Annotated in this window: 16 protein-coding genes and 3 tRNA genes; 6 read left to right on the top strand and 13 right to left on the bottom strand. The window is 64.6% G+C overall.

Annotation, left to right across the window (positions count from 1 at the left end):
- The first annotated feature begins 67 nt into the window (after nucleotides 1–67).
- Nucleotides 68–142 (top strand) — tRNA-Glu (locus tag TQ38_RS07895).
- Nucleotides 143–179: 37 nt separating this feature from the next.
- Nucleotides 180–254: transfer RNA gene (locus tag TQ38_RS07890), tRNA-Glu, on the top strand.
- A gap of 46 nt (nucleotides 255–300) precedes the next feature.
- Here the strand turns inward: TQ38_RS07890 and TQ38_RS07885 are convergent.
- From TQ38_RS07885 to TQ38_RS07875, 3 genes are all read right to left on the bottom strand, one after another.
- On the bottom strand, nucleotides 301–1,035 hold the full coding sequence (locus TQ38_RS07885; protein ID WP_043975276.1) for an extensin family protein: 735 nt from the start codon (nucleotides 1,033–1,035) through the stop codon (nucleotides 301–303).
- A gap of 31 nt (nucleotides 1,036–1,066) precedes the next feature.
- Nucleotides 1,067–1,267 carry a hypothetical protein gene (locus tag TQ38_RS07880; RefSeq protein WP_043975277.1) on the bottom strand — a complete coding sequence of 67 codons (201 nt, stop codon included), beginning with the start codon at nucleotides 1,265–1,267 and terminating at the stop codon, nucleotides 1,067–1,069.
- 190 nt (nucleotides 1,268–1,457) lie between these two features.
- Nucleotides 1,458–2,966: an amino acid permease gene (locus TQ38_RS07875; RefSeq protein ID WP_043975278.1), complete on the bottom strand. Its 1,509-nt coding sequence runs from the start codon at nucleotides 2,964–2,966 to the stop codon at nucleotides 1,458–1,460.
- Nucleotides 2,967–3,135: 169 nt separating this feature from the next.
- Between TQ38_RS07875 and panB the strand changes: the two genes are divergently transcribed.
- Complete coding sequence (gene panB / locus TQ38_RS07870) at nucleotides 3,136–4,005, top strand: 3-methyl-2-oxobutanoate hydroxymethyltransferase (protein WP_043975279.1); 870 nt, start codon at nucleotides 3,136–3,138, stop codon at nucleotides 4,003–4,005.
- A 44-nt stretch (nucleotides 4,006–4,049) separates the two neighbouring features.
- On the opposite strand, the gene TQ38_RS07865 is transcribed toward panB, so the two are convergent.
- The 5 genes from TQ38_RS07865 to TQ38_RS07845 form a co-directional block, all read right to left on the bottom strand.
- Nucleotides 4,050–5,897, bottom strand: a complete 1,848-nt coding sequence (locus TQ38_RS07865; RefSeq protein WP_082057673.1) for a tetratricopeptide repeat protein — start codon at nucleotides 5,895–5,897, stop codon at nucleotides 4,050–4,052.
- Entirely contained in the window at nucleotides 5,863–7,236 is a 1,374-nt protein-coding gene (gene prsR, locus TQ38_RS07860) for a PEP-CTERM-box response regulator transcription factor (RefSeq protein WP_043975280.1), read from the bottom strand. The genes TQ38_RS07865 and prsR overlap by 35 nt, the downstream gene beginning before the upstream one ends.
- Nucleotides 7,236–9,377 (bottom strand): XrtA/PEP-CTERM system histidine kinase PrsK, encoded by a 2,142-nt coding sequence (prsK, locus tag TQ38_RS07855; protein WP_043975436.1) that lies wholly within the window; start codon nucleotides 9,375–9,377, stop codon nucleotides 7,236–7,238. Before prsK ends, prsR begins: the two co-directional genes overlap by 1 nt.
- A complete protein-coding gene (locus tag TQ38_RS07850; protein WP_043975281.1) occupies nucleotides 9,377–10,762 on the bottom strand; it encodes a TIGR03013 family XrtA/PEP-CTERM system glycosyltransferase in 1,386 nt (461 codons plus the stop codon). Before TQ38_RS07850 ends, prsK begins: the two co-directional genes overlap by 1 nt.
- A gap of 169 nt (nucleotides 10,763–10,931) precedes the next feature.
- Complete coding sequence (locus TQ38_RS07845) at nucleotides 10,932–12,251, bottom strand: amidohydrolase (RefSeq protein ID WP_043975282.1); 1,320 nt, start codon at nucleotides 12,249–12,251, stop codon at nucleotides 10,932–10,934.
- 272 nt (nucleotides 12,252–12,523) lie between these two features.
- Here TQ38_RS07845 and TQ38_RS29925 point away from each other — a divergent pair, with 272 nt between their 5' ends.
- From TQ38_RS29925 to TQ38_RS07835, 3 genes are all read left to right on the top strand, one after another.
- Nucleotides 12,524–12,691, top strand: a complete 168-nt coding sequence (locus tag TQ38_RS29925) for a hypothetical protein (RefSeq protein ID WP_162792221.1) — start codon at nucleotides 12,524–12,526, stop codon at nucleotides 12,689–12,691.
- A gap of 75 nt (nucleotides 12,692–12,766) precedes the next feature.
- Nucleotides 12,767–13,465: a glutamine amidotransferase gene (locus TQ38_RS07840; protein ID WP_043975283.1), complete on the top strand. Its 699-nt coding sequence runs from the start codon at nucleotides 12,767–12,769 to the stop codon at nucleotides 13,463–13,465.
- A 124-nt stretch (nucleotides 13,466–13,589) separates the two neighbouring features.
- Nucleotides 13,590–13,898 carry a hypothetical protein gene (locus TQ38_RS07835; RefSeq protein WP_043975284.1) on the top strand — a complete coding sequence of 103 codons (309 nt, stop codon included), beginning with the start codon at nucleotides 13,590–13,592 and terminating at the stop codon, nucleotides 13,896–13,898.
- Nucleotides 13,899–13,911: 13 nt separating this feature from the next.
- Here TQ38_RS07835 and TQ38_RS07830 read toward each other — a convergent pair.
- From TQ38_RS07830 to efp, 5 genes are all read right to left on the bottom strand, one after another.
- Nucleotides 13,912–13,995 (bottom strand) — tRNA-Leu (locus tag TQ38_RS07830).
- A gap of 56 nt (nucleotides 13,996–14,051) precedes the next feature.
- Nucleotides 14,052–14,387 carry a hypothetical protein gene (locus TQ38_RS07825; protein ID WP_240197992.1) on the bottom strand — a complete coding sequence of 112 codons (336 nt, stop codon included), beginning with the start codon at nucleotides 14,385–14,387 and terminating at the stop codon, nucleotides 14,052–14,054.
- A gap of 194 nt (nucleotides 14,388–14,581) precedes the next feature.
- Nucleotides 14,582–15,400, bottom strand: a complete 819-nt coding sequence (locus TQ38_RS07820; RefSeq protein ID WP_043975285.1) for an inositol monophosphatase family protein — start codon at nucleotides 15,398–15,400, stop codon at nucleotides 14,582–14,584.
- A 51-nt stretch (nucleotides 15,401–15,451) separates the two neighbouring features.
- Nucleotides 15,452–15,856 (bottom strand): hypothetical protein, encoded by a 405-nt coding sequence (locus tag TQ38_RS07815; RefSeq protein ID WP_043975286.1) that lies wholly within the window; start codon nucleotides 15,854–15,856, stop codon nucleotides 15,452–15,454.
- Nucleotides 15,856–16,419 carry an elongation factor P gene (gene efp / locus TQ38_RS07810; protein WP_043975287.1) on the bottom strand — a complete coding sequence of 188 codons (564 nt, stop codon included), beginning with the start codon at nucleotides 16,417–16,419 and terminating at the stop codon, nucleotides 15,856–15,858. The genes TQ38_RS07815 and efp overlap by 1 nt, the downstream gene beginning before the upstream one ends.
- Nucleotides 16,420–16,453: the final 34 nt, after the last annotated feature.

The raw sequence follows: 16,453 nt of genomic DNA, 5'->3' as shown, positions 1-16,453 counted from the left end.
ACTAGGGATTGACCACTCTACCGACCCCCGGTAGAGGGCCGGTCCTGCCTCCGGCGCAACCCGGTATGGCCCCTTCGTCTAGCGGTTAGGACGCGGCCCTTTCACGGCTGAAGCACGGGTTCGATTCCCGTAGGGGTCACCATTCTTCTGAATGGTGTGGTAAACCGAAAATGGCTAATGGCCCCTTCGTCTAGCGGTTAGGACGCGGCCCTCTCACGGCTGAAGCACGAGTTCGATTCTCGTAGGGGTCACCATTTTTCGCCTCGTTCTTTGTAGGCGCAAATTCATCAAACGTAATGGTTATCTGCAGGCGCTCCAGCCACTGATGCGGCTTGCCTGGTCCAGATGCAGATGATCCGCATGCGCTGCGTTGTAGTCTGGCGACAACACCGTCGAGAACCTCGTACAGGCACTGTCACGCACCATGTGGAGGAAAGCGGCCGCTTCCTCGCCCGAAGGTCCTGAGGCTTTCCAGTCCCGCAATACCGACACCCGCCGCCCATCGGCCAAAACAAACGCGGCTATGTCGATCGCATTTCCGCGCGCATGTTCGCTCCAGTTGCCTTTGTCGCCGCCGCCGATCCGGCGGCAGTTTGCGGTGCCCAGATGCTCGATCCGCACTACCGCCTGTCCGAAGATTTCCTGCGCGGCCGGCTGGACGCCTTGGCGCAGCCACCACGCCAGTCCGGCATCTATGCTGCAAGTTGCCTGAGCGCCCGCTGGGCGCAGTGCAACGTCAAGGTGGGCCGGGGCAGCAAGGGCCTTGCGATCGGCCCTGAGGCATGCGCCCTCGCCCGCCGGAGCAAGCGCTATCGCCCCGATACCGCTGCGTTGCAGGAAAGCGCGGCACTGCGCCCTGTCGCTACGTAGCGCGGCCAGCTTGCGTTCCGTTGCCCAGCCCGGAGCGGCGTCAAGCGTCAGGGGCGCCCAGGGATCGTGCTGGGGATGGTCGTGCAGCCATGCCCGACCAGCGACAAACAGGCACCCCGCCAGCAGAATTGTAAGGACGATGCGGTCAAGCGGAGGAAAAGCCATGCACGAACAAGCCGTGGGACCGTAATTCGTTTCAGGAATCCAGCATCGCAAAGATCGCCCAGGCCAGACCGGTTGCCGCCAGGAACAGCGACCAGGACCAATGGAACCCGTATCCCTGCAAACTGACATGCTCGATCGCCAGCATTCCGCCGCGCGATCCGTTGGAACCCAATACGCCCGAAACGATCCAGGTCAGCAGCGCTCCCGGTATCAGGGCCTTGATGAAAGCCATGGCATTACACCCTCGGTAGATTCTCCTGCAGTGTCTCACCGGGCGGTTAAGCGCTGGTTAGCGCCGCATCATGCGGTTCGCGCCGATCGCAGCGCGAGTAACCCTGTGGATAAGGCCGGCATATCTTGCGGACAAAAAAAGGGGGAGCGCATTGGCGCTCCCCCTTCCTTTTGGTGCTGTCAGGGCGATGTCAGACTGCCGGCGGCGGCGCGTCGGTGTCGACCTCATGCACTTCGACGAGGCCAAGCCCGACATGGCTGCGGCTACGGCTGTAGGCATAATAGACGATTAGACCCAGGATCGCCCACCCCACAAACAGCGCGATCGTGTGGAACGAAAGGCTGAAAAACAGGTAGATACAGCCGACGATGGCCAGCGGCGCCGTGAACATCACCGCAGGGGTGCGGAACGGACGCTTGCGGGTGGGATCGGTGCGGCGCAGCACCATCACCGCGATCGACACGGCGGCAAAAGCGAACAGCGTGCCTGAGTTGGACACGTCGGCCAGCAGGCCCACCGGGAAGAACGCAGCGAAAATCGCCACGAATACGCCGGTCAGCAGCGTAATGACGTGCGGGGTGTGGAAGCGTGGGTGAACCTTGGAGAAGAACTCCGGCAGCAACCCGTCGCGGCTCATCACGAAGAAGATGCGGGTCTGGCCGAACATCATCATCAGGATGACCGAAGGCAGCGCGATGATCGCCGCTGCACCGACCAGCCAGCCGACGAACGGGTAGTCGATCTGACGCAGCGTCCACGCCAGCGCTTCCTTGGAACAGACGACGGCATTTTCATGGATGGCAGAGCAGGCCTGTGCCAGCGCCGGGGTTCCGGGTGAAAGCACTTCACCGCCAGGTCCGAAGACGGGCTGCGCGCCTACCGTGCCGATCACGCCCGCCGCTACCAGCATATAGAAGATCGTGCAGATGGCAAGGCTGCCGATCAGGCCGATCGGCATGTTGCGCTGCGGGTTCTTGGTTTCTTCGGCAGCGGTCGAAACCGCGTCAAAGCCGACGTATGCGAAGAAAATGGAGGCAGCCGCACCGGAGATGCCGGCAAAGCCGAGCGGTGCGAACGGCGTGAACTGGCCGCTCTTGATGACCGGGATCGTCAGGAAGACGAAGAAGGTGAGCGCAAGGATCTTGATGCCTACCAGCACCGCGTTGACGGTGGCGCTTTCCTTGGTGCCCTTGATCAGCAGCGCGGTGACGCAGGCTGCGATCAGCATCGCCGGCAGGTTGATGATGCCGCCGTCGAACGGACCGCGCACCAGAGCCAGCGGTATGTCGATGTTGAAGCTGGAATTGAGCCAGCCGATGAAATAGCCCGACCAGCCGACCGAAACCGCACCTGCGGCAATGGCATATTCCAGGATCAGTGCCCAGCCGACCATCCAGGCCACCGTTTCGCCCATCACGGCGTAGCTGTAAGTGTAAGCGGAACCGGAAACCGGCACCATGGCCGCCATCTCGGCGTAACAGAGCGCTGCCACAGCGCATACGAAGCCGGCGATGACGAAGGACAGCATCATGCCCGGCCCCGCCTTCTGAGCGGCTTCGGCGGTAAGAACGAAAATACCGGTGCCGATTACGGCGCCAATGCCAAGCATGGTCAACTGGAACGCGCCCAGCGACCGGTGAAGTGATTTCTTTTCAGCCGTCGCCAAGATGGCGTCGAGCGGCTTAACGCGTCCGAACATTCGTGGACCCCCGAATTTGCGAATGAAAGGAGGCTAACGACAAGCAGGCGCTTGGCAAGGGCCAACCGCCGGAGATTCCCCAGCTTCGCAACAATATTGCCTCCGTTGGACCGGAATGTTCACTCCATGAGGGTTTGCCCGGCGCGCAGGCCGAGGCTACAAGCCGGGCATGTCCACGACTTTCCAGCTCGACACCGCGACCAGCCGCGCCAATCCCACGCCCGCGCCGATGAAGCGCCTGACGGTTCCGGCGATCCGCCGGCGCAAGAAGGACGGCGTCACCGCCGAACCGATCGTCATGCTCACGGCCTATACGGCGCGGCAGGCGCAGCTTCTGGACGAACACTGCGACCTGCTGCTGGTGGGCGATAGCCTGGGCCAGGTGATCTACGGGCTGCCCTCCAGCGTGCCGGTGACGCTGGATATGATGATCGCCCACGGCGCTGCCGTGGTGCGCGGCAGCTATCATGCCGCGGTGATCGTCGACATGCCTTTCGGCACCTATGAACAATCGCCGCAGCAGGCTTTCGAGAACGCCGCCCGGCTTCTCAAGGAAACCGGCTGTGCAGGCGTGAAGCTGGAAGGCGGGACAGCGATGGCGGAGACCGTCCGCTTCCTCAATGAGCGCGGTATTCCGGTGATGGGGCATATCGGCCTCACGCCGCAAGCGGTGAACGTGCTGGGCGGCTATAACGCGCGCGGCCGCAGCGATGCGGAGGCGGCGAAGATCGTCGCCGATGCAAAGGCGCTCGACGATGCGGGTGCATTCTCCATCGTCATCGAGGGCGTGGTCGAGCCGATCGCCATCGCGGCGACGCAGGCCATTGCCTGCCCCAGCATCGGCATCGGCGGTTCGGCGCAGTGCGACGGGCAAGTGCTGGTTACCGAAGACATGCTCGGCATGTTCGAGCGCGTACCCCGGTTCGTGAAGCGCTATGCCGACATGGCATCGCTCGTTTCGCAAGCAGCAGCGCAGTATGCCGCCGAAGTGCGTGACCGCAGCTTCCCCGGTATCGAACAGACCTACCAGCCTAAATAACTGCCGCAGTCCCGGACGTGATCCGGGACCGCTGGCCAGGCCGGTCAGCCTTTTACCCGCAACTGCTTGCGTGCATTCGCGATCAGCGGTGTATTGCCGGCAATCGCCTGCGCCTTGTCCAGCAAAGCGCGTGCCGCGCCGGGCTGGCTGTCCAGCATCGCATAGCTGTATCCCAAAGCCTGGGTCGCCAACGGACTGGCGCGTTGCAGCCGGTAGGCGGCAAGTGCGCTGCCCTGCGCGGCTTCCAGGTCTCCGGTTCCGGCCTGTGCCATCGCCAGGTCGGAGAGCAGCTGAACGTCGCCTTCTGCGCCATTGTCGCGCAGCCATGACAGAATGGCACGGGCGCGGCCAAGATCACCTTCACCGATGGATAGCTGCGCGGCGGCTCGCAGCGCGGGCCGGCTGGTGGGGTTCTGCCGCAGGTATCCCTCGACCAGCTCGCGCCCGCCGCGCACATCGCGTGCCATGGCGTAGGCGGCGAAGCGCCGCTGGAACAGGCTTTCGGACATGCGGATCTCGGTCGCCAGAACGTACCGCGCCTGCGCCTCGGCGCCGTGGCCGAGCGCGAGTTGGACATCACCCGCAATCGCCTGCGCATCGTAAAACCCGGGGTCCGACTTGCGCGCCGCTTCCGCCGCGCTTTGCGCCGCGCCGGTCTGGCCAAGCTCCAACAGCTCACCGATGCGCCCCGCATCGCCAAGAATATGCAATGCGGCCACTGAAGGACGGGCAGCACGGTCGAGCAGTTCGCCCGCACGCTGGCGGTCTCCCAGCGCTTCCCAGGCCCGTGCCACCATCGTCAGGACGTAAGGCGAAGCCTCGTCATTGGCGATGTCCTCGGCAAACCTCAGGGTGGCATAGCGATACTGGCGGCCCATGCCGATGGCGCGCGCCAGCAGATCGCGTGCATGTCGATTGTCAGGCAGCGTATGAAGCACTGCCTCAAGGGCCTCGGCAGCGGCGGAAGGGTTGCCCGCCGCGATTTCCACTACCCCGCGCAGCATCTGCACACCGGGCTGGCTATCCAGCTTGCCCTTGGTGCGTATCAGCAGGCGCCGTGCCAGATCGTAATTCCCGGCGCGCGCCGCCAGCGCGGCCTGCAGATAATAGGCGCGCGGGTTCTTCGGGCTGAGTTGCAGGACCCTGCGCGTAATGGTCAGGCATTCCGTGGCATGGCCCAGTTCACCCAGTGTCGCGGCGTATTCCAGCAGGACCGACACGTCCTTGGGATCGCGCATGATCGCCTGTTCGAACCACGGGATCGCGGCGAGTAATCCGTAGCGGTCACGCACCAGCTGCCCGCGAAATTCAAGCGCAGGCACGGAGCCGGGATCGAGCGCAAGGGCGTGTTCCGCCGCATCGATGGCCAGACGGTGCTCGCCGCCCGCATAGCGCAGATGCCCGATCTCCACCCAGAGCGACGCGTCCTTCGGGATGATCGCCAGCGCCCTGTCATAGGCGCGGCCCGATGCCGGCAGGTTGCCGTCCAGCCGCTCCAGCAGGCCCAGCGTCCGCCAGCCGACGGCGGCGGTAGCGGGCGAGAAACGGCCTGGCACCAGCCATGGGCGAGCGCGATCGCGGCGCCCTTGCGCCATCAGCGCCTGCCCCATCATCGCGCTGACGTCGGGGCCGGTCGCCCCGCGTACGAGCGCGGCCTTCAGCTTTGCCTCGGCATCGATACCATCGCCGCGTGCGAGGGCTTTCGCCGCCTGCTCAACCAGCACTTCGCGCTGCGGCCGCTCACCATGCGCGGGCTGTGCGCAAAGGCCGGTGAACAGGGCGACAAGGCACAGCAAGGGGACGAGCGCCGATACGCCCAGCCATCCGGCTACCCTGCGCCCCCCGCGCCCGGCAGGTTCAGGACTGCAGATCGTACTGCTTGAGCAGGTCATAAAGGGTGGGGCGGCTGATCCCGAGCATCTTGGCGGTGCTGGAGATATTTCCCTCGCTGCGGGCCAGAGCATGGCGGATGACCTTGCGGTCCGACTGCTCGCGCGCGGTCTTGAGGTTGAGCGCGTTGACCACTTGTTCGTCGGGCTCGGCAAGGTCGAGATCGGCGGCGCTGACCAGTTTCTCGTCGGCCATGATAACCGCACGCTTCACCCGGTTTTCCAGTTCGCGCACGTTGCCGGGCCAGCCCCAGGCGTCGATCGCGGCAAGGCCATCGGCGGCGAAGCCACGCACGCGCGGGTTCATTTCCTTGGCATAGCGGTTGAGGAAGGCTTTCGCGAGCAGCGTGGGATCGCCCGGCCGCTCGGCCAAGCCGGGAATACGCACCACGATCTCGGCAAGGCGGTAATAAAGGTCCTCGCGGAACCTGCCTTCGGCGATCATTGCCTCAAGGTCCTGATGCGTGGCGCAGACGATGCGGGTGTCCACGGGGATCGATTCGCGGCTGCCGACCCGCTCGATCACGCGCTCCTGCAGGAAGCGCAGCAGCTTTACCTGAAGCTGGAGCGGGATATCGCCCACTTCGTCGAGGAACAGGGTGCCCCCTGCCGCCTGCTCGATCTTGCCATGCGTCGTCTTCACCGCGCCGGTGAAAGCGCCCTTTTCGTGACCGAACAGTTCGCTTTCGAGCAGGTTCTCGGGAATCGCGGCGCAGTTGATGGCCACGAATTCGCGCTTGGCGCGGCCGCTGGCGTCATGCAGGCCGCGCGCCAGCAGTTCCTTGCCCGTGCCGCTTGCGCCCAGCAGCATGACCGAGACATTGGTATTGGCCACCCGCTCGATCGTGCGGGCGACGCGGACCATCTCGGGCGCGGCGGTAATCATCCGGCCCAGGACTTTCTCGTCCTTCTCGACCTTTCCGGCGAGGCGGCGGTTTTCTTCCTCCAGCCGGTGAAGCTGCAGCGCGCGGCGCACGATGAGGCCCAGCGTGTCGATGTCGACTGGCTTCTGGTAGAAGTCGTAGGCGCCGTGGGCGATGGCCTGCAGCGCGCTTTCCCGCGCGCCGTGGCCGGATGCGACGACGACCTTGGTATCGGGCTTGAGCGCCATGATCTCGTCAAGGACGGCGAAACCCTCGGTGGTGCCGTCCGGGTCTGGCGGCAGGCCAAGGTCGAGCGTCACCACGTCGGGCATTTCCGAACGCAGCAGGGCGATGGCGCTGGCACGGTCCCCCGCAACAAAGACCTCGAAATCCTCGTAAGCCCACTTGAGCTGCGCCTGAAGCCCCGCGTCGTCCTCGACGATAAGCAGCTTGGGCAGACGGGCGGCGGTATCGGTCATCACGCTACCTTTTGGTCGTGGGAGGCAAGGGTCTGGTAGATATCGCTGGCAGCTGCCAGCGGAAGGCGGACCACGAAGCGCGAGCCCAGCCCTTCGCGCGATTCGACATCGAGCCGGCCGCGCATCGCCCGTACCAGTTCACGCGCCTCGAAAGCGCCGATGCCGAAGCCGCCGGTCTTGGTCGAGACGAAGGGCTTGAACAGACGGTTGCGCACGAAGTCGGCGCTCATGCCGCTACCGGAATCCAGCACTTCGAAACGAGCATTGAGACCGTCTACCGAAAGCGAGACGAAGACCGGGCTTTCCGGCCGGCTGGCGTCAATGGCGTTCTGGACCAGATGCATCAGCACCTGTTCCAGCGAATGACGGTTGGCAGTGATGACGGCGACCCGCGTTTCGGCCAGCACCACCTGCGGCGTGCCGCGGAAACGCTCCATCACCACCGAAAGCACTTCAGCCGCCGGCACCGGCTCCAGCTTGTCGACCCCGCCTGAACCATAGCGCGAAAGGCGCGCCAGAAGGGCGTTCAGCTTGTCCGACGAATTGCGCAGCGTCACCAGCATGTCGGCGCGGAAGGCCGGCTTTTCGGCATGGAGTTCGGCATTGCGGGCAAGCAGGCTGAACTGACTGGCAAGGTTCTTGATGTCGTGCATCACAAAGGCGATGCGGCGGTGGAAGTCATCGAAACGCGCGGATTCGGCAAGCGCGAGCTGGCTCGAATTCTCCGCGAGGTAGCTGGCCACCTGCTGGCCGATGACGCGCAGGAGGTCGAAATCCTCCCAGTCGAACTTGCGGGCCAGCTGCGGGCGGGCCAGCACGACCATGCCGACAAGGCGTTCGTAATGGACCAGCGGGATCATCGCCCAGGCTCGCGGATGATCGATCAGCCAGCGCGGGACGTCGTTTTCCCACTCACTGCCGGGACTGTCGCCCGTGGCGCTGCCGCGTACTTCGTCCAGGTCGCAGATGTAGCCGGTACGCTCGAAATGGCCGAGACCGCGCAGCGGGATGGCGACCGAGGGAACCTCGATCTCCGCCCAGTTCCAGCGGGCGGCAAGGGTCAATTCGCCTTGGTCGCCGGGGGTTAGAAGCAGGCCTGCGGGGCTTTCGAACACGTCGGCGATGGACTGCACCACGCGCTCGCCCAGCGGCAGGGATTCCTCGCCGCCGCTGCCGATGGTGCGGGTGAAGCGTAGCCACTCCTCGCGGTAATCGTAGCGGTGCTGGAAGAAATGCTTGGCGAGCGTAACCTTCAGCCAGGCGCGAACCCGGCGCGAGGGCAACACCACCAGCGCCAGCGCGCTTGCCAGCGTCAGAAAGGCCAGCTCGATCAGGCGCGCGAAGTTGCCGCCCGCGTAGGAAAGCCACTGCGCCACCGCGACCATGCCGACAAGGTAGACGCCGATGACAAGCAGCGAGAACGTCTGGAACGTCACCGCGCGCGACGGGCGAAGGCGCAGATCGTCACGGTTTCCAGCGGCGGCAATGGCAATGCATGCCGCCAGTGCGCCGGTGGCGATACCGCGCAGCGCAGCAATTTCGTAAGGCCAGCTGCCCGCGAGATAGGCGATCGTGTAAAGGTTGAGGTCGAATGCCCATAGCGCGGCAAGCCCCACCGCCGGCCAGCGCAGGGCTGCCCGCGATTCGCGCGGGGAACCTGCGTAAAGGTTGTGGACCAGCACCAGCCCGCCCACCGTCACCAGCAGGCGGAACATCACGTTGAATTCGAACGCCACGCGCAGGACATCGCCGTCGATCGTCAGCCGCGACAGGCCATAATCGACAGCCAGGTGCAGCATCTCGACGAAGGCAAGGGCGAAAATCACCGGGCGGATAGGAGCCAGTGTGGCATGGCGTCCGTCGCTGGCGAAAAGCCGGTAGATGACCAGCAGCCAGGCAAGGTTGCGCGCGCTTTCAACCAGCGACGGCGCGAAAACCACGGCCGGCGAGGCCGTCGCCGCAGCGCTCGCAAGGCTCCACAAGGCGGTCAGGAACAGCGCGATAACCACTGCCGTCCCCGCGCGGCCGAAACGGTCGCGGCGGGTCGCCAGCCAGATCGCCACGCTGGCCAGCGCGATCGCGCCGGTCAGGTCGAAAGCGACTCCGATGGTCTTCCACACAGCTGAAGGCCCTGCGATCATCAGCGCGCGCCCTCGCTCCACAGCACGACGCGCAGCGTCTGCAGGATGATGAGCAGGTCGAGGAACGGCGTGTAGTTCTTGGCGTAATACAGATCGTATTCGAGCTTGTGCCGCGAATCCTCGATCGAGGCGCCGTAGGGATAGTTGATCTGCGCCCAGCCGGTGATGCCCGGCTTCACCATGTGCCGTTCCGCGTAATAGCGCAGCTGTTCTTCCAGGTCGGCGACAAATTCCGGGCGCTCGGGGCGCGGGCCAACGAAGCTCATCTCGCCCTTGAGGACCGTCCAGGCCTGGGGCAGTTCGTCGATGCGGACCTTGCGGATGAACTTGCCGATGCGGGTCACGCGCGGGTCGTCCTTGGACGCCCACTGCGCGCCTGCCACTTCGGCGTCAGTGCGCATGGAGCGCAGCTTGACGACGTCGAAGCATTCACCAAACAGGCCGACGCGCGGCTGGCGATAGAAAGCGGGGCCCTTACTGTCGATCTTCACCAGCAGCGCGAACAGCACGATCACCGGCGCGGTGACCACCAGCAACAGCGCGCTAACGGCGATGTCGAACACGCGCTTGGAGGCGCTGGAAATCGCCCGGCCGGACGAAAACCCGTCGGAGAAGATCAGCCAGCTGGGATTGACGGTATCGAGATCGACGCGGCCGGTCTCGCGCTCGAGGAAGCTGGAGAATTCGTTGACGTGGACACCTGCGGTCTTGATCCGCAGCAGGTCTTTGAGCGGCAGCGCATTGCGGCGCTCTTCCAGTGCAAGCACCACTTCGCTGACGCCGAGGTTCTCGACATACCGGGTAAGGTTGTGGATCGCCCCGCGCGATATCGCCTCTTCGACCACCGGCGCGCTCTCGCTCATGGTGACGTAGCCGACGATGGCAAAGCCGCTCTCGGGACGTTCGCCCAGCACCCGCAGGCGCTGTGCCCGCTCACCCGCGCCCAGAACCAGGACGCGGCGGCGGAACGAACTGGTCCCCAGAAAAGCGCCCAGGATCAGACGGTTGAAGATCAGCATCACGATCGCGAAGGCCATCGAATAGGCCAGGGTCGAGCGCCAGAAGTTCTGCCCGCCGACAAGGAAATCCGCAAAGGACAGCGCGATCACACCCAGCGATATGGCAACCAGCAGGCGCGCGGCAGCGAACCGCTTGGATCGCAGCGCCTCTCCGCCATAAACGCCGACCGAGATCATCGAGAGCGAGATCACCGCCGCAAAGGCCGCATGGGCCCCCAGTCTGTCGACAAGCGCGCCGGGGTCGATGCCGATCTGTTCGGAGCGCAGGCGCCACGATGTCTCGTTGGCAATCGCCAGCAGCAGGACGTCAACCAGCCAGAGCAGGACGACCGCGTGCGGAATGTAATGTTTGAACAGACGAATCATCGTCGCTTACGCCATCCTTCGCAGCCGAATACCGGCCTTGCATGACGGCCTAGTGCAAAGGCTTTAACTGTCGGTTACCTTGACAGCGCAATAGCATACTTACGCAAAATCGGCCGTGTTTCGACAGGGCGTTCACAGGCAGCGATGTCGGCCCCCCTTACACTCGCCCTTATCGTTTCGGCATGAGCCGAAGCGCCGTCAGCGTCAATGCCTGCGATGCCGAGCCGATCACCTTGTCCGCCACCGGGGCCCAGACCGGGCTGTGGAGCGAGGGCATCGGGGCTCCGCCCGCTTTCGCCGCCGCCAGCTTCGCCGGGTCCGCGCCGCCCACCCACAAGATCAGCGACTTGATATGCGCCTCGTCGGCGCGGCGAAGTTCGCCGAAGTCCTCGCCCCCCATGACTGAAGGCGTGAACACGACCATGTCATCGCCTAACCGTGCCTTGAGATCCGCCACCGCCTGTTCGGTGAACTCGGGCGTGTTCCAGGTGGCGCGGGTATGCGGCTCCTTTACCGTGACCACCGGCATCTGGTCCTCGGCAATGCCGGAGGCGATCGCCTCGCCGCGCGCGATCCGGCGAATGCCGTCCAGCAGCCGCTCACGCGTCTCGTCGGAGTAACTGCGCACGGTGAGTTGCAGTCGCGCCTCGTCGGAGATGATATTGTGCCGGGTCCCGGAATGGAACGAGCCTACCGTGACCACCACCGGGTCGACAGGATTCGTCTCACGGCTGACCAGCGTCTGAAGCTTCATGACGATGGCGCTGCCCAGCACGATCGGATCGCGCGTGGTGTGCGGATAGGCGCCGTGCCCGCCCACGCCCTTCACCACGATATCGACGCTGTCGACATTGGCGAGCGCCCAGCCCTTCGCCGCGCCGACGACGCCCGCAGGTAATTCGGGCGTATCGTGGAAGGCCACCGTGTAGTCGGGCTTGGGGAAGCGGGTATATAGGCCGTCCTCCAGCATCGCCAACGCGCCCGATCCCGCTTCCTCGGCGGGCTGGCCGATCATCACCAGAGTGCCGGACCATTCGCTTTTGCGCGCGGCCAGCAGGCGCGCGGTCTCGATCCAGCTGGTCATGTGCGTATCGTGGCCGCAGGCATGCATGATTCCGCTTTCGACCCCGGCGAGCGATATGCCGCGCTTGGTCGAGGCGAAGGGTAGTCCGGTCTGTTCCGTTACCGGCAAGCCGTCCATGTCGGCGCGGATCAGGACGGTCGGCCCTGCCCCGTTCTTCAGCACCGCGACAATGCCGGTCTTGCCGACTTTTTCGGTGACCGTGAAACCAGCCTTGCGCGCGGCATCGGCCATGATCCTGGGGCTGCGCACTTCCTGGAAGCTGAGTTCCGGGTTGGCGTGGAAATCGCGGTAGATTTCCATCAGCCCCGGCATATCGCGCGAAACGCTGTCGGCGACGCTTTGCGCCTGAGCGGACACTGGAAGGCCTATCACGGCGCTGGCGAGGATGAGCAAAGGGACACGCATTGCCGCAGGCTACGTCAAGCATCCCGGCCCGGCAATCGCCGAAGGAGGGTAAGGCGGGCCGCAACCCGGCGGCCAAGTTTTTCTCGCAGGGTCGATAGAATCGCCTGAATGGACATTCTCTACCAAATGCGTAGATTGGTCCTCGAACGGAGGGTCCGCCTTTCGTTTCCGCGGCATTTGATTCTGTCAGCTTGCTCCGCGTCACCAACCGCTAAAGCGCACGAAACCAAGGCGACAACGCCGGCTTCGTGCCTCCCGTAAGGAGATACGAAATGTTCGATGACCTTCCTCCCACCACTTCAACGGTCCTTCGTGCAAGGCCCACGGTGAGCCCGCGCTTCACGCACCCCTCATGGCGCGCCAGCTTCGAGCCGACGCCCGGCAGCGGCAGCACCGCAATCCGCAGTGCCGGCGACTTCTGGTCGCGGCTCGGGCTGTAACGGCTCAGGGCGACATCGGACGTCCCGGGTTTCGATGTCGCCCGTTCAGGAAACTTGTGTAAGACTGGCCTTTACGTGAAGACAGCTCTCATCATCCGCCACGTTCCCCACGAAGGGGTTGCCGGTTACCGCCAGCCCATCGAGGACGCGGGATACGCGGTATCGCGCATCGACGTGACCGACCCCGAATTCGCCATGCTCGATTTGCGCCAGCCGGACTTGCTCATCATGATGGGCGGGCCGATGGGTGTCTACGAACAGGACCGGCACCCCTGGATCACCTGCCAGCTGCGCCGCCTAGCCCTGCGGCTGGAGGCTGATCGGCCGACGCTGGGCGTCTGTTTCGGCGCGCAGATGATGGCCAGCGCCCTGGGCGCTCAGGTTTATCCGGGCCCGGCCAAGGAAGTGGGTTTCCATCCGGTCGAGGTGCATGGACATGCTGCCGATGGCCCCTTGCGCCACGTCCGCGAAGTGCCTGTGCTGCACTGGCACGGCGACACTTTCACCCGGCCCGAGGGGGTGGACGTGCTGGCCTCAAGCACGCTCTACGAACACCAGGCATTCCGGCGCGGCGCGAACCTGCTGGCGCTCCAGTTCCACGCCGAGATGGGCGAGGACCCGCGCTTCGACGCCTGGATGGACCAGTGGCCCGAAGCTGTGGTGGAAGCGGGCGGCTGCCCGAACGCACTGCGCGATGCCCATGACGAACTCGGCCCCGGCGCGGTGGCGGCTGGACGCGCGATGATCGCGGATTGGCTTTCCGCGCTGAACTGAACGGAGCCGCCGCAACGTCCTTCCGTTTCAACAGGCCCTGCTTCAAGGCCGTTTCGGCGGCAGCGACTGGCCTTTCCCGCAAGGCCGACGTAGCCTGCCGATCGTTCGATAACGCGAGGCGGAAATGGCCGAAGGATATTCGACGCAGCTGCCGAATCGTAACCTCAAATTCTCGGTGGCAGTAGCCATTCGAGGCCTGCGCGGCGCACTGGCCGGTTTCTTCCCCGTCGCCGTGTTCGCGCTGGTGCTGGTCTGGGCGATTGCCGCCTGGGGGCTGGTCGCAGGCATAATGCTGGGAAGCGTTCTTGCCGGCGTTGTCGCATGGGGGGTGGTCAGGACCATGTCCGCCTACCCGTCTCTGCAATGGCTGGCCGCCACCGCAGTAGGGACCGTGCTGATCCTTTTCGTGGTCTCGATCTTCCAGGCGCCTTAGCCGGTCAAGAAAGTGGTGCCCCTGGCCCGACTCGAACGGGCACGCCTTTCGACAAACGATTTTGAGTCGTTCGCGTCTACCATTCCGCCACAGGGGCACGGACAAGCCGGGGACGCTTAGACGTGCCTGCGATACGGTTCAAGCCCGTCTGCGTTAAAAAGACCAGTCCATCGCAACATGAAGCAAACGGGACTTCATGGCGCCCTTGCGTGAGCCCAAAGTGCCGATCTCGAAGCGCGGACCGTCTTCGTCTGGTTGGTAGGTCAGCCGCAGTTTCACTTTCTCGCGCCTCGTCGGCGCGGAATCGCTGCCCAAGGCGTGGGAGCGAATCGTTTGGCGGGCCGCTGGCAGGGAGCGGCCATTCACGGCGCGAAGGTCGAAACCGCCGTCCGCCGGGGCCTCGGCCATGGCGGGCACCGGCATTACCGCAAAGGCCAGCACCAAGGCGCATCGGCGGGGGGCATGGTGACGAAGGTCAGGGCGTTCCATGGCCCAGTGTCATCGCATCGCTTGCGGAAACTACCGCGTCGATTGCGTTTCAGTTCGGAGACGGGCGTTCTCGGTGCGACGAAGTGATTGTATTTCGCGGCGAATCGAAAACGCCGCCCGGGACCTTGTCCTGGACGGCGTTCTGGAAATCCGAGTTGGCCGTCCGGACACAGCCGGGCGGCACAGGTCCCGCATTACTTGAGGGCGTTCACCACCAGCTTGTGCAGGCGTGAATGCAGCACGTCGTTGCCGGCGAGGATTTCGGTGTCGTGGTAAGGTCCGCTGCGGCCCTTCCAGTCGGATACGAAGCCGCCGGCCTCACGTACCAGCAGGCATCCTGCGGCCGTGTCCCAGGGCTTGAGATCGGCTTCCCAGAAACCTTCGTAGCGGCCCGAGGCCACCCATGCGAGGTCCAGTGCGGCCGAGCCGAAGCGGCGGATACCGGCAACCTGTGGCGCAAGCGCGTGGTAGATCTTGGTCCACTGGCCGGGGTCGCCGTGACCCGCAAAGGGAATGCCGGTGGCGATCACGCTCTCGTCGAGGTGGCGACGCGAGGATACGCGCAGGCGGCGGTCCTGCAGCCAGGCGCCGCGTGCCTTTTCGGCCCAATAGCTCTCGTCGGTAACCGGGTTGTAGATCAGGCCCGCCGTCACTTCGCCCCAGCCATTGCCGTCGAGGCGCGGCTCCTGCACCGCGATCGAGATCGCGAAGTGCGGGATGCCGTGGAGGAAGTTGGTGGTGCCGTCGAGCGGGTCGACGATAAAGCGCGGCATTCGCGGATCACCCTCGATCTCGCCGGCTTCCTCGAACAGGTAGCCCCAGTCGGGCCGCGCGGCGCGCAGTTCGTCCCAGATCGTGCGCTCGGAAGCCTGGTCGGCCTTCGAGACGAAGTCTGCGGGGCCCTTGCGGCTGACCTGCAAGTGCTCGATTTCGCCGAAATCGCGGCGCAGACGGCTGCCGGCCTTGCGGGCGGCCTTCTCGATGACGCGGATGAGACCGGAAATGGCGGCCATGACTGTACTTCGCTCCTATGTCCGGCGCCGCTGGCGCCGGCCTATCTGTTATTATCGACCGGTGGTCGGGGCGGCCGGCGACGGCTGAGTGGGATCGCCCTTGTAGCCGCAGACCGCCGTGAGAACCGCGAAGACCTCGGCGGGCTTGTCGCGCTGAACCTTGTCGGCGTTCTCGGCGATGACCTTGTCCACACCTTCGCTGATCTTGCCCAGCGAGTTCTCGTAAAGGCAGCCGACGAGTGCGGACTTCGCCTCTTCCTTGACCTGGTCGGACTGCAGAGCGCTGATCAGTACCTTGAGGTAAAGGACGGCGTGCTCGGACTGGGCAACCTGCGCGCCTGCGGCCGGAGCCGCAGACTTCGTCGCAGGAGCGGCCTTCTTGGCGGGTGCGGCCATGGCCGGAACGCCGCCGGCAACCAGTCCGGTCGCGGCAAGGGCAAGGAAAAGTGCGCGCATCAGTCAGCCTTCTTCACGTAGGACTTCTCGTAGACGTCGACGATGATGCGCGTTCCGCTGCCAATGTGCGGCGGCACCATCACCCGAACGCCATTGTCGAGAATCGCGGGCTTGAAGCTGGAAGACGCGGTCTGTCCCTTCACCACGGCGTCGGCTTCGACGATGGTGGCCTCGACCTGCTCGGGCAGCTGCACCGAAATCGGGCGCTCTTCCCACATTTCGAGATTAACCTGCATACCGTCCTGCAGGAAGGCGGCAGCCTCGCCCAGAAGGTCGGCCGGCAGCGAGATCTGGTCGTAGTTCTCGGTGTCCATGAACACCAGGTCCTCGCCCTCTGCATAGAGGAACTGGAAGTCCTTGGTGTCGAGACGCACGCGCTCGACCGTGTCGGCGCTGCGGAAGCGCACGTTGGTCTTGCGGCCATCGATCAGGTTCTTCATCTCGACCTGCATGAAGGCACCGCCCTTGCCGGGCTGGGTGTGCTGCGTCTTCGCGACCTTCCAGATGCCCTTTTCGTATTCAAGGATGTTGCCGGGACGGATATCGACGCCGCTGATCTTCATGGTTCGTGCCTTCGATGCGAAAGAGCTTGAGGGA

It is taken from the genome of Novosphingobium sp. P6W (genome assembly GCF_000876675.2).
In the GTDB taxonomy this organism is placed as follows: domain Bacteria; phylum Pseudomonadota; class Alphaproteobacteria; order Sphingomonadales; family Sphingomonadaceae; genus Novosphingobium.
The sequence above is the reverse complement of the archived record's forward strand: the minus strand, read 5'-3'. Positions and strand labels throughout refer to the sequence as shown.

Excerpts from the sequence above, each read along its gene's own strand:
- TQ38_RS07885 (WP_043975276.1), bottom strand. The coding sequence starts at position 1,035 with ATGGCTTTTCCTCCGCTTGACCGCATCGTCCTTACAATTCTGCTGGCG.
- TQ38_RS07880 (WP_043975277.1), bottom strand. The coding sequence starts at position 1,267 with ATGGCTTTCATCAAGGCCCTGATACCGGGAGCGCTGCTGACCTGGATC.
- TQ38_RS07875 (WP_043975278.1), bottom strand. The coding sequence starts at position 2,966 with ATGTTCGGACGCGTTAAGCCGCTCGACGCCATCTTGGCGACGGCTGAA.
- panB (WP_043975279.1), top strand. The coding sequence starts at position 3,136 with ATGTCCACGACTTTCCAGCTCGACACCGCGACCAGCCGCGCCAATCCC.
- TQ38_RS07865 (WP_082057673.1), bottom strand. The coding sequence starts at position 5,897 with ATGACCTGCTCAAGCAGTACGATCTGCAGTCCTGAACCTGCCGGGCGC.
- prsR (WP_043975280.1), bottom strand. The coding sequence starts at position 7,236 with ATGACCGATACCGCCGCCCGTCTGCCCAAGCTGCTTATCGTCGAGGAC.
- prsK (WP_043975436.1), bottom strand. The coding sequence starts at position 9,377 with ATGATCGCAGGGCCTTCAGCTGTGTGGAAGACCATCGGAGTCGCTTTC.
- TQ38_RS07850 (WP_043975281.1), bottom strand. The coding sequence starts at position 10,762 with ATGATTCGTCTGTTCAAACATTACATTCCGCACGCGGTCGTCCTGCTC.
- TQ38_RS07845 (WP_043975282.1), bottom strand. The coding sequence starts at position 12,251 with ATGCGTGTCCCTTTGCTCATCCTCGCCAGCGCCGTGATAGGCCTTCCA.
- TQ38_RS29925 (WP_162792221.1), top strand. The coding sequence starts at position 12,524 with ATGTTCGATGACCTTCCTCCCACCACTTCAACGGTCCTTCGTGCAAGG.
- TQ38_RS07835 (WP_043975284.1), top strand. The coding sequence starts at position 13,590 with ATGGCCGAAGGATATTCGACGCAGCTGCCGAATCGTAACCTCAAATTC.
- TQ38_RS07825 (WP_240197992.1), bottom strand. The coding sequence starts at position 14,387 with ATGGAACGCCCTGACCTTCGTCACCATGCCCCCCGCCGATGCGCCTTG.
- TQ38_RS07820 (WP_043975285.1), bottom strand. The coding sequence starts at position 15,400 with ATGGCCGCCATTTCCGGTCTCATCCGCGTCATCGAGAAGGCCGCCCGC.
- TQ38_RS07815 (WP_043975286.1), bottom strand. The coding sequence starts at position 15,856 with ATGCGCGCACTTTTCCTTGCCCTTGCCGCGACCGGACTGGTTGCCGGC.
- efp (WP_043975287.1), bottom strand. The coding sequence starts at position 16,419 with ATGAAGATCAGCGGCGTCGATATCCGTCCCGGCAACATCCTTGAATAC.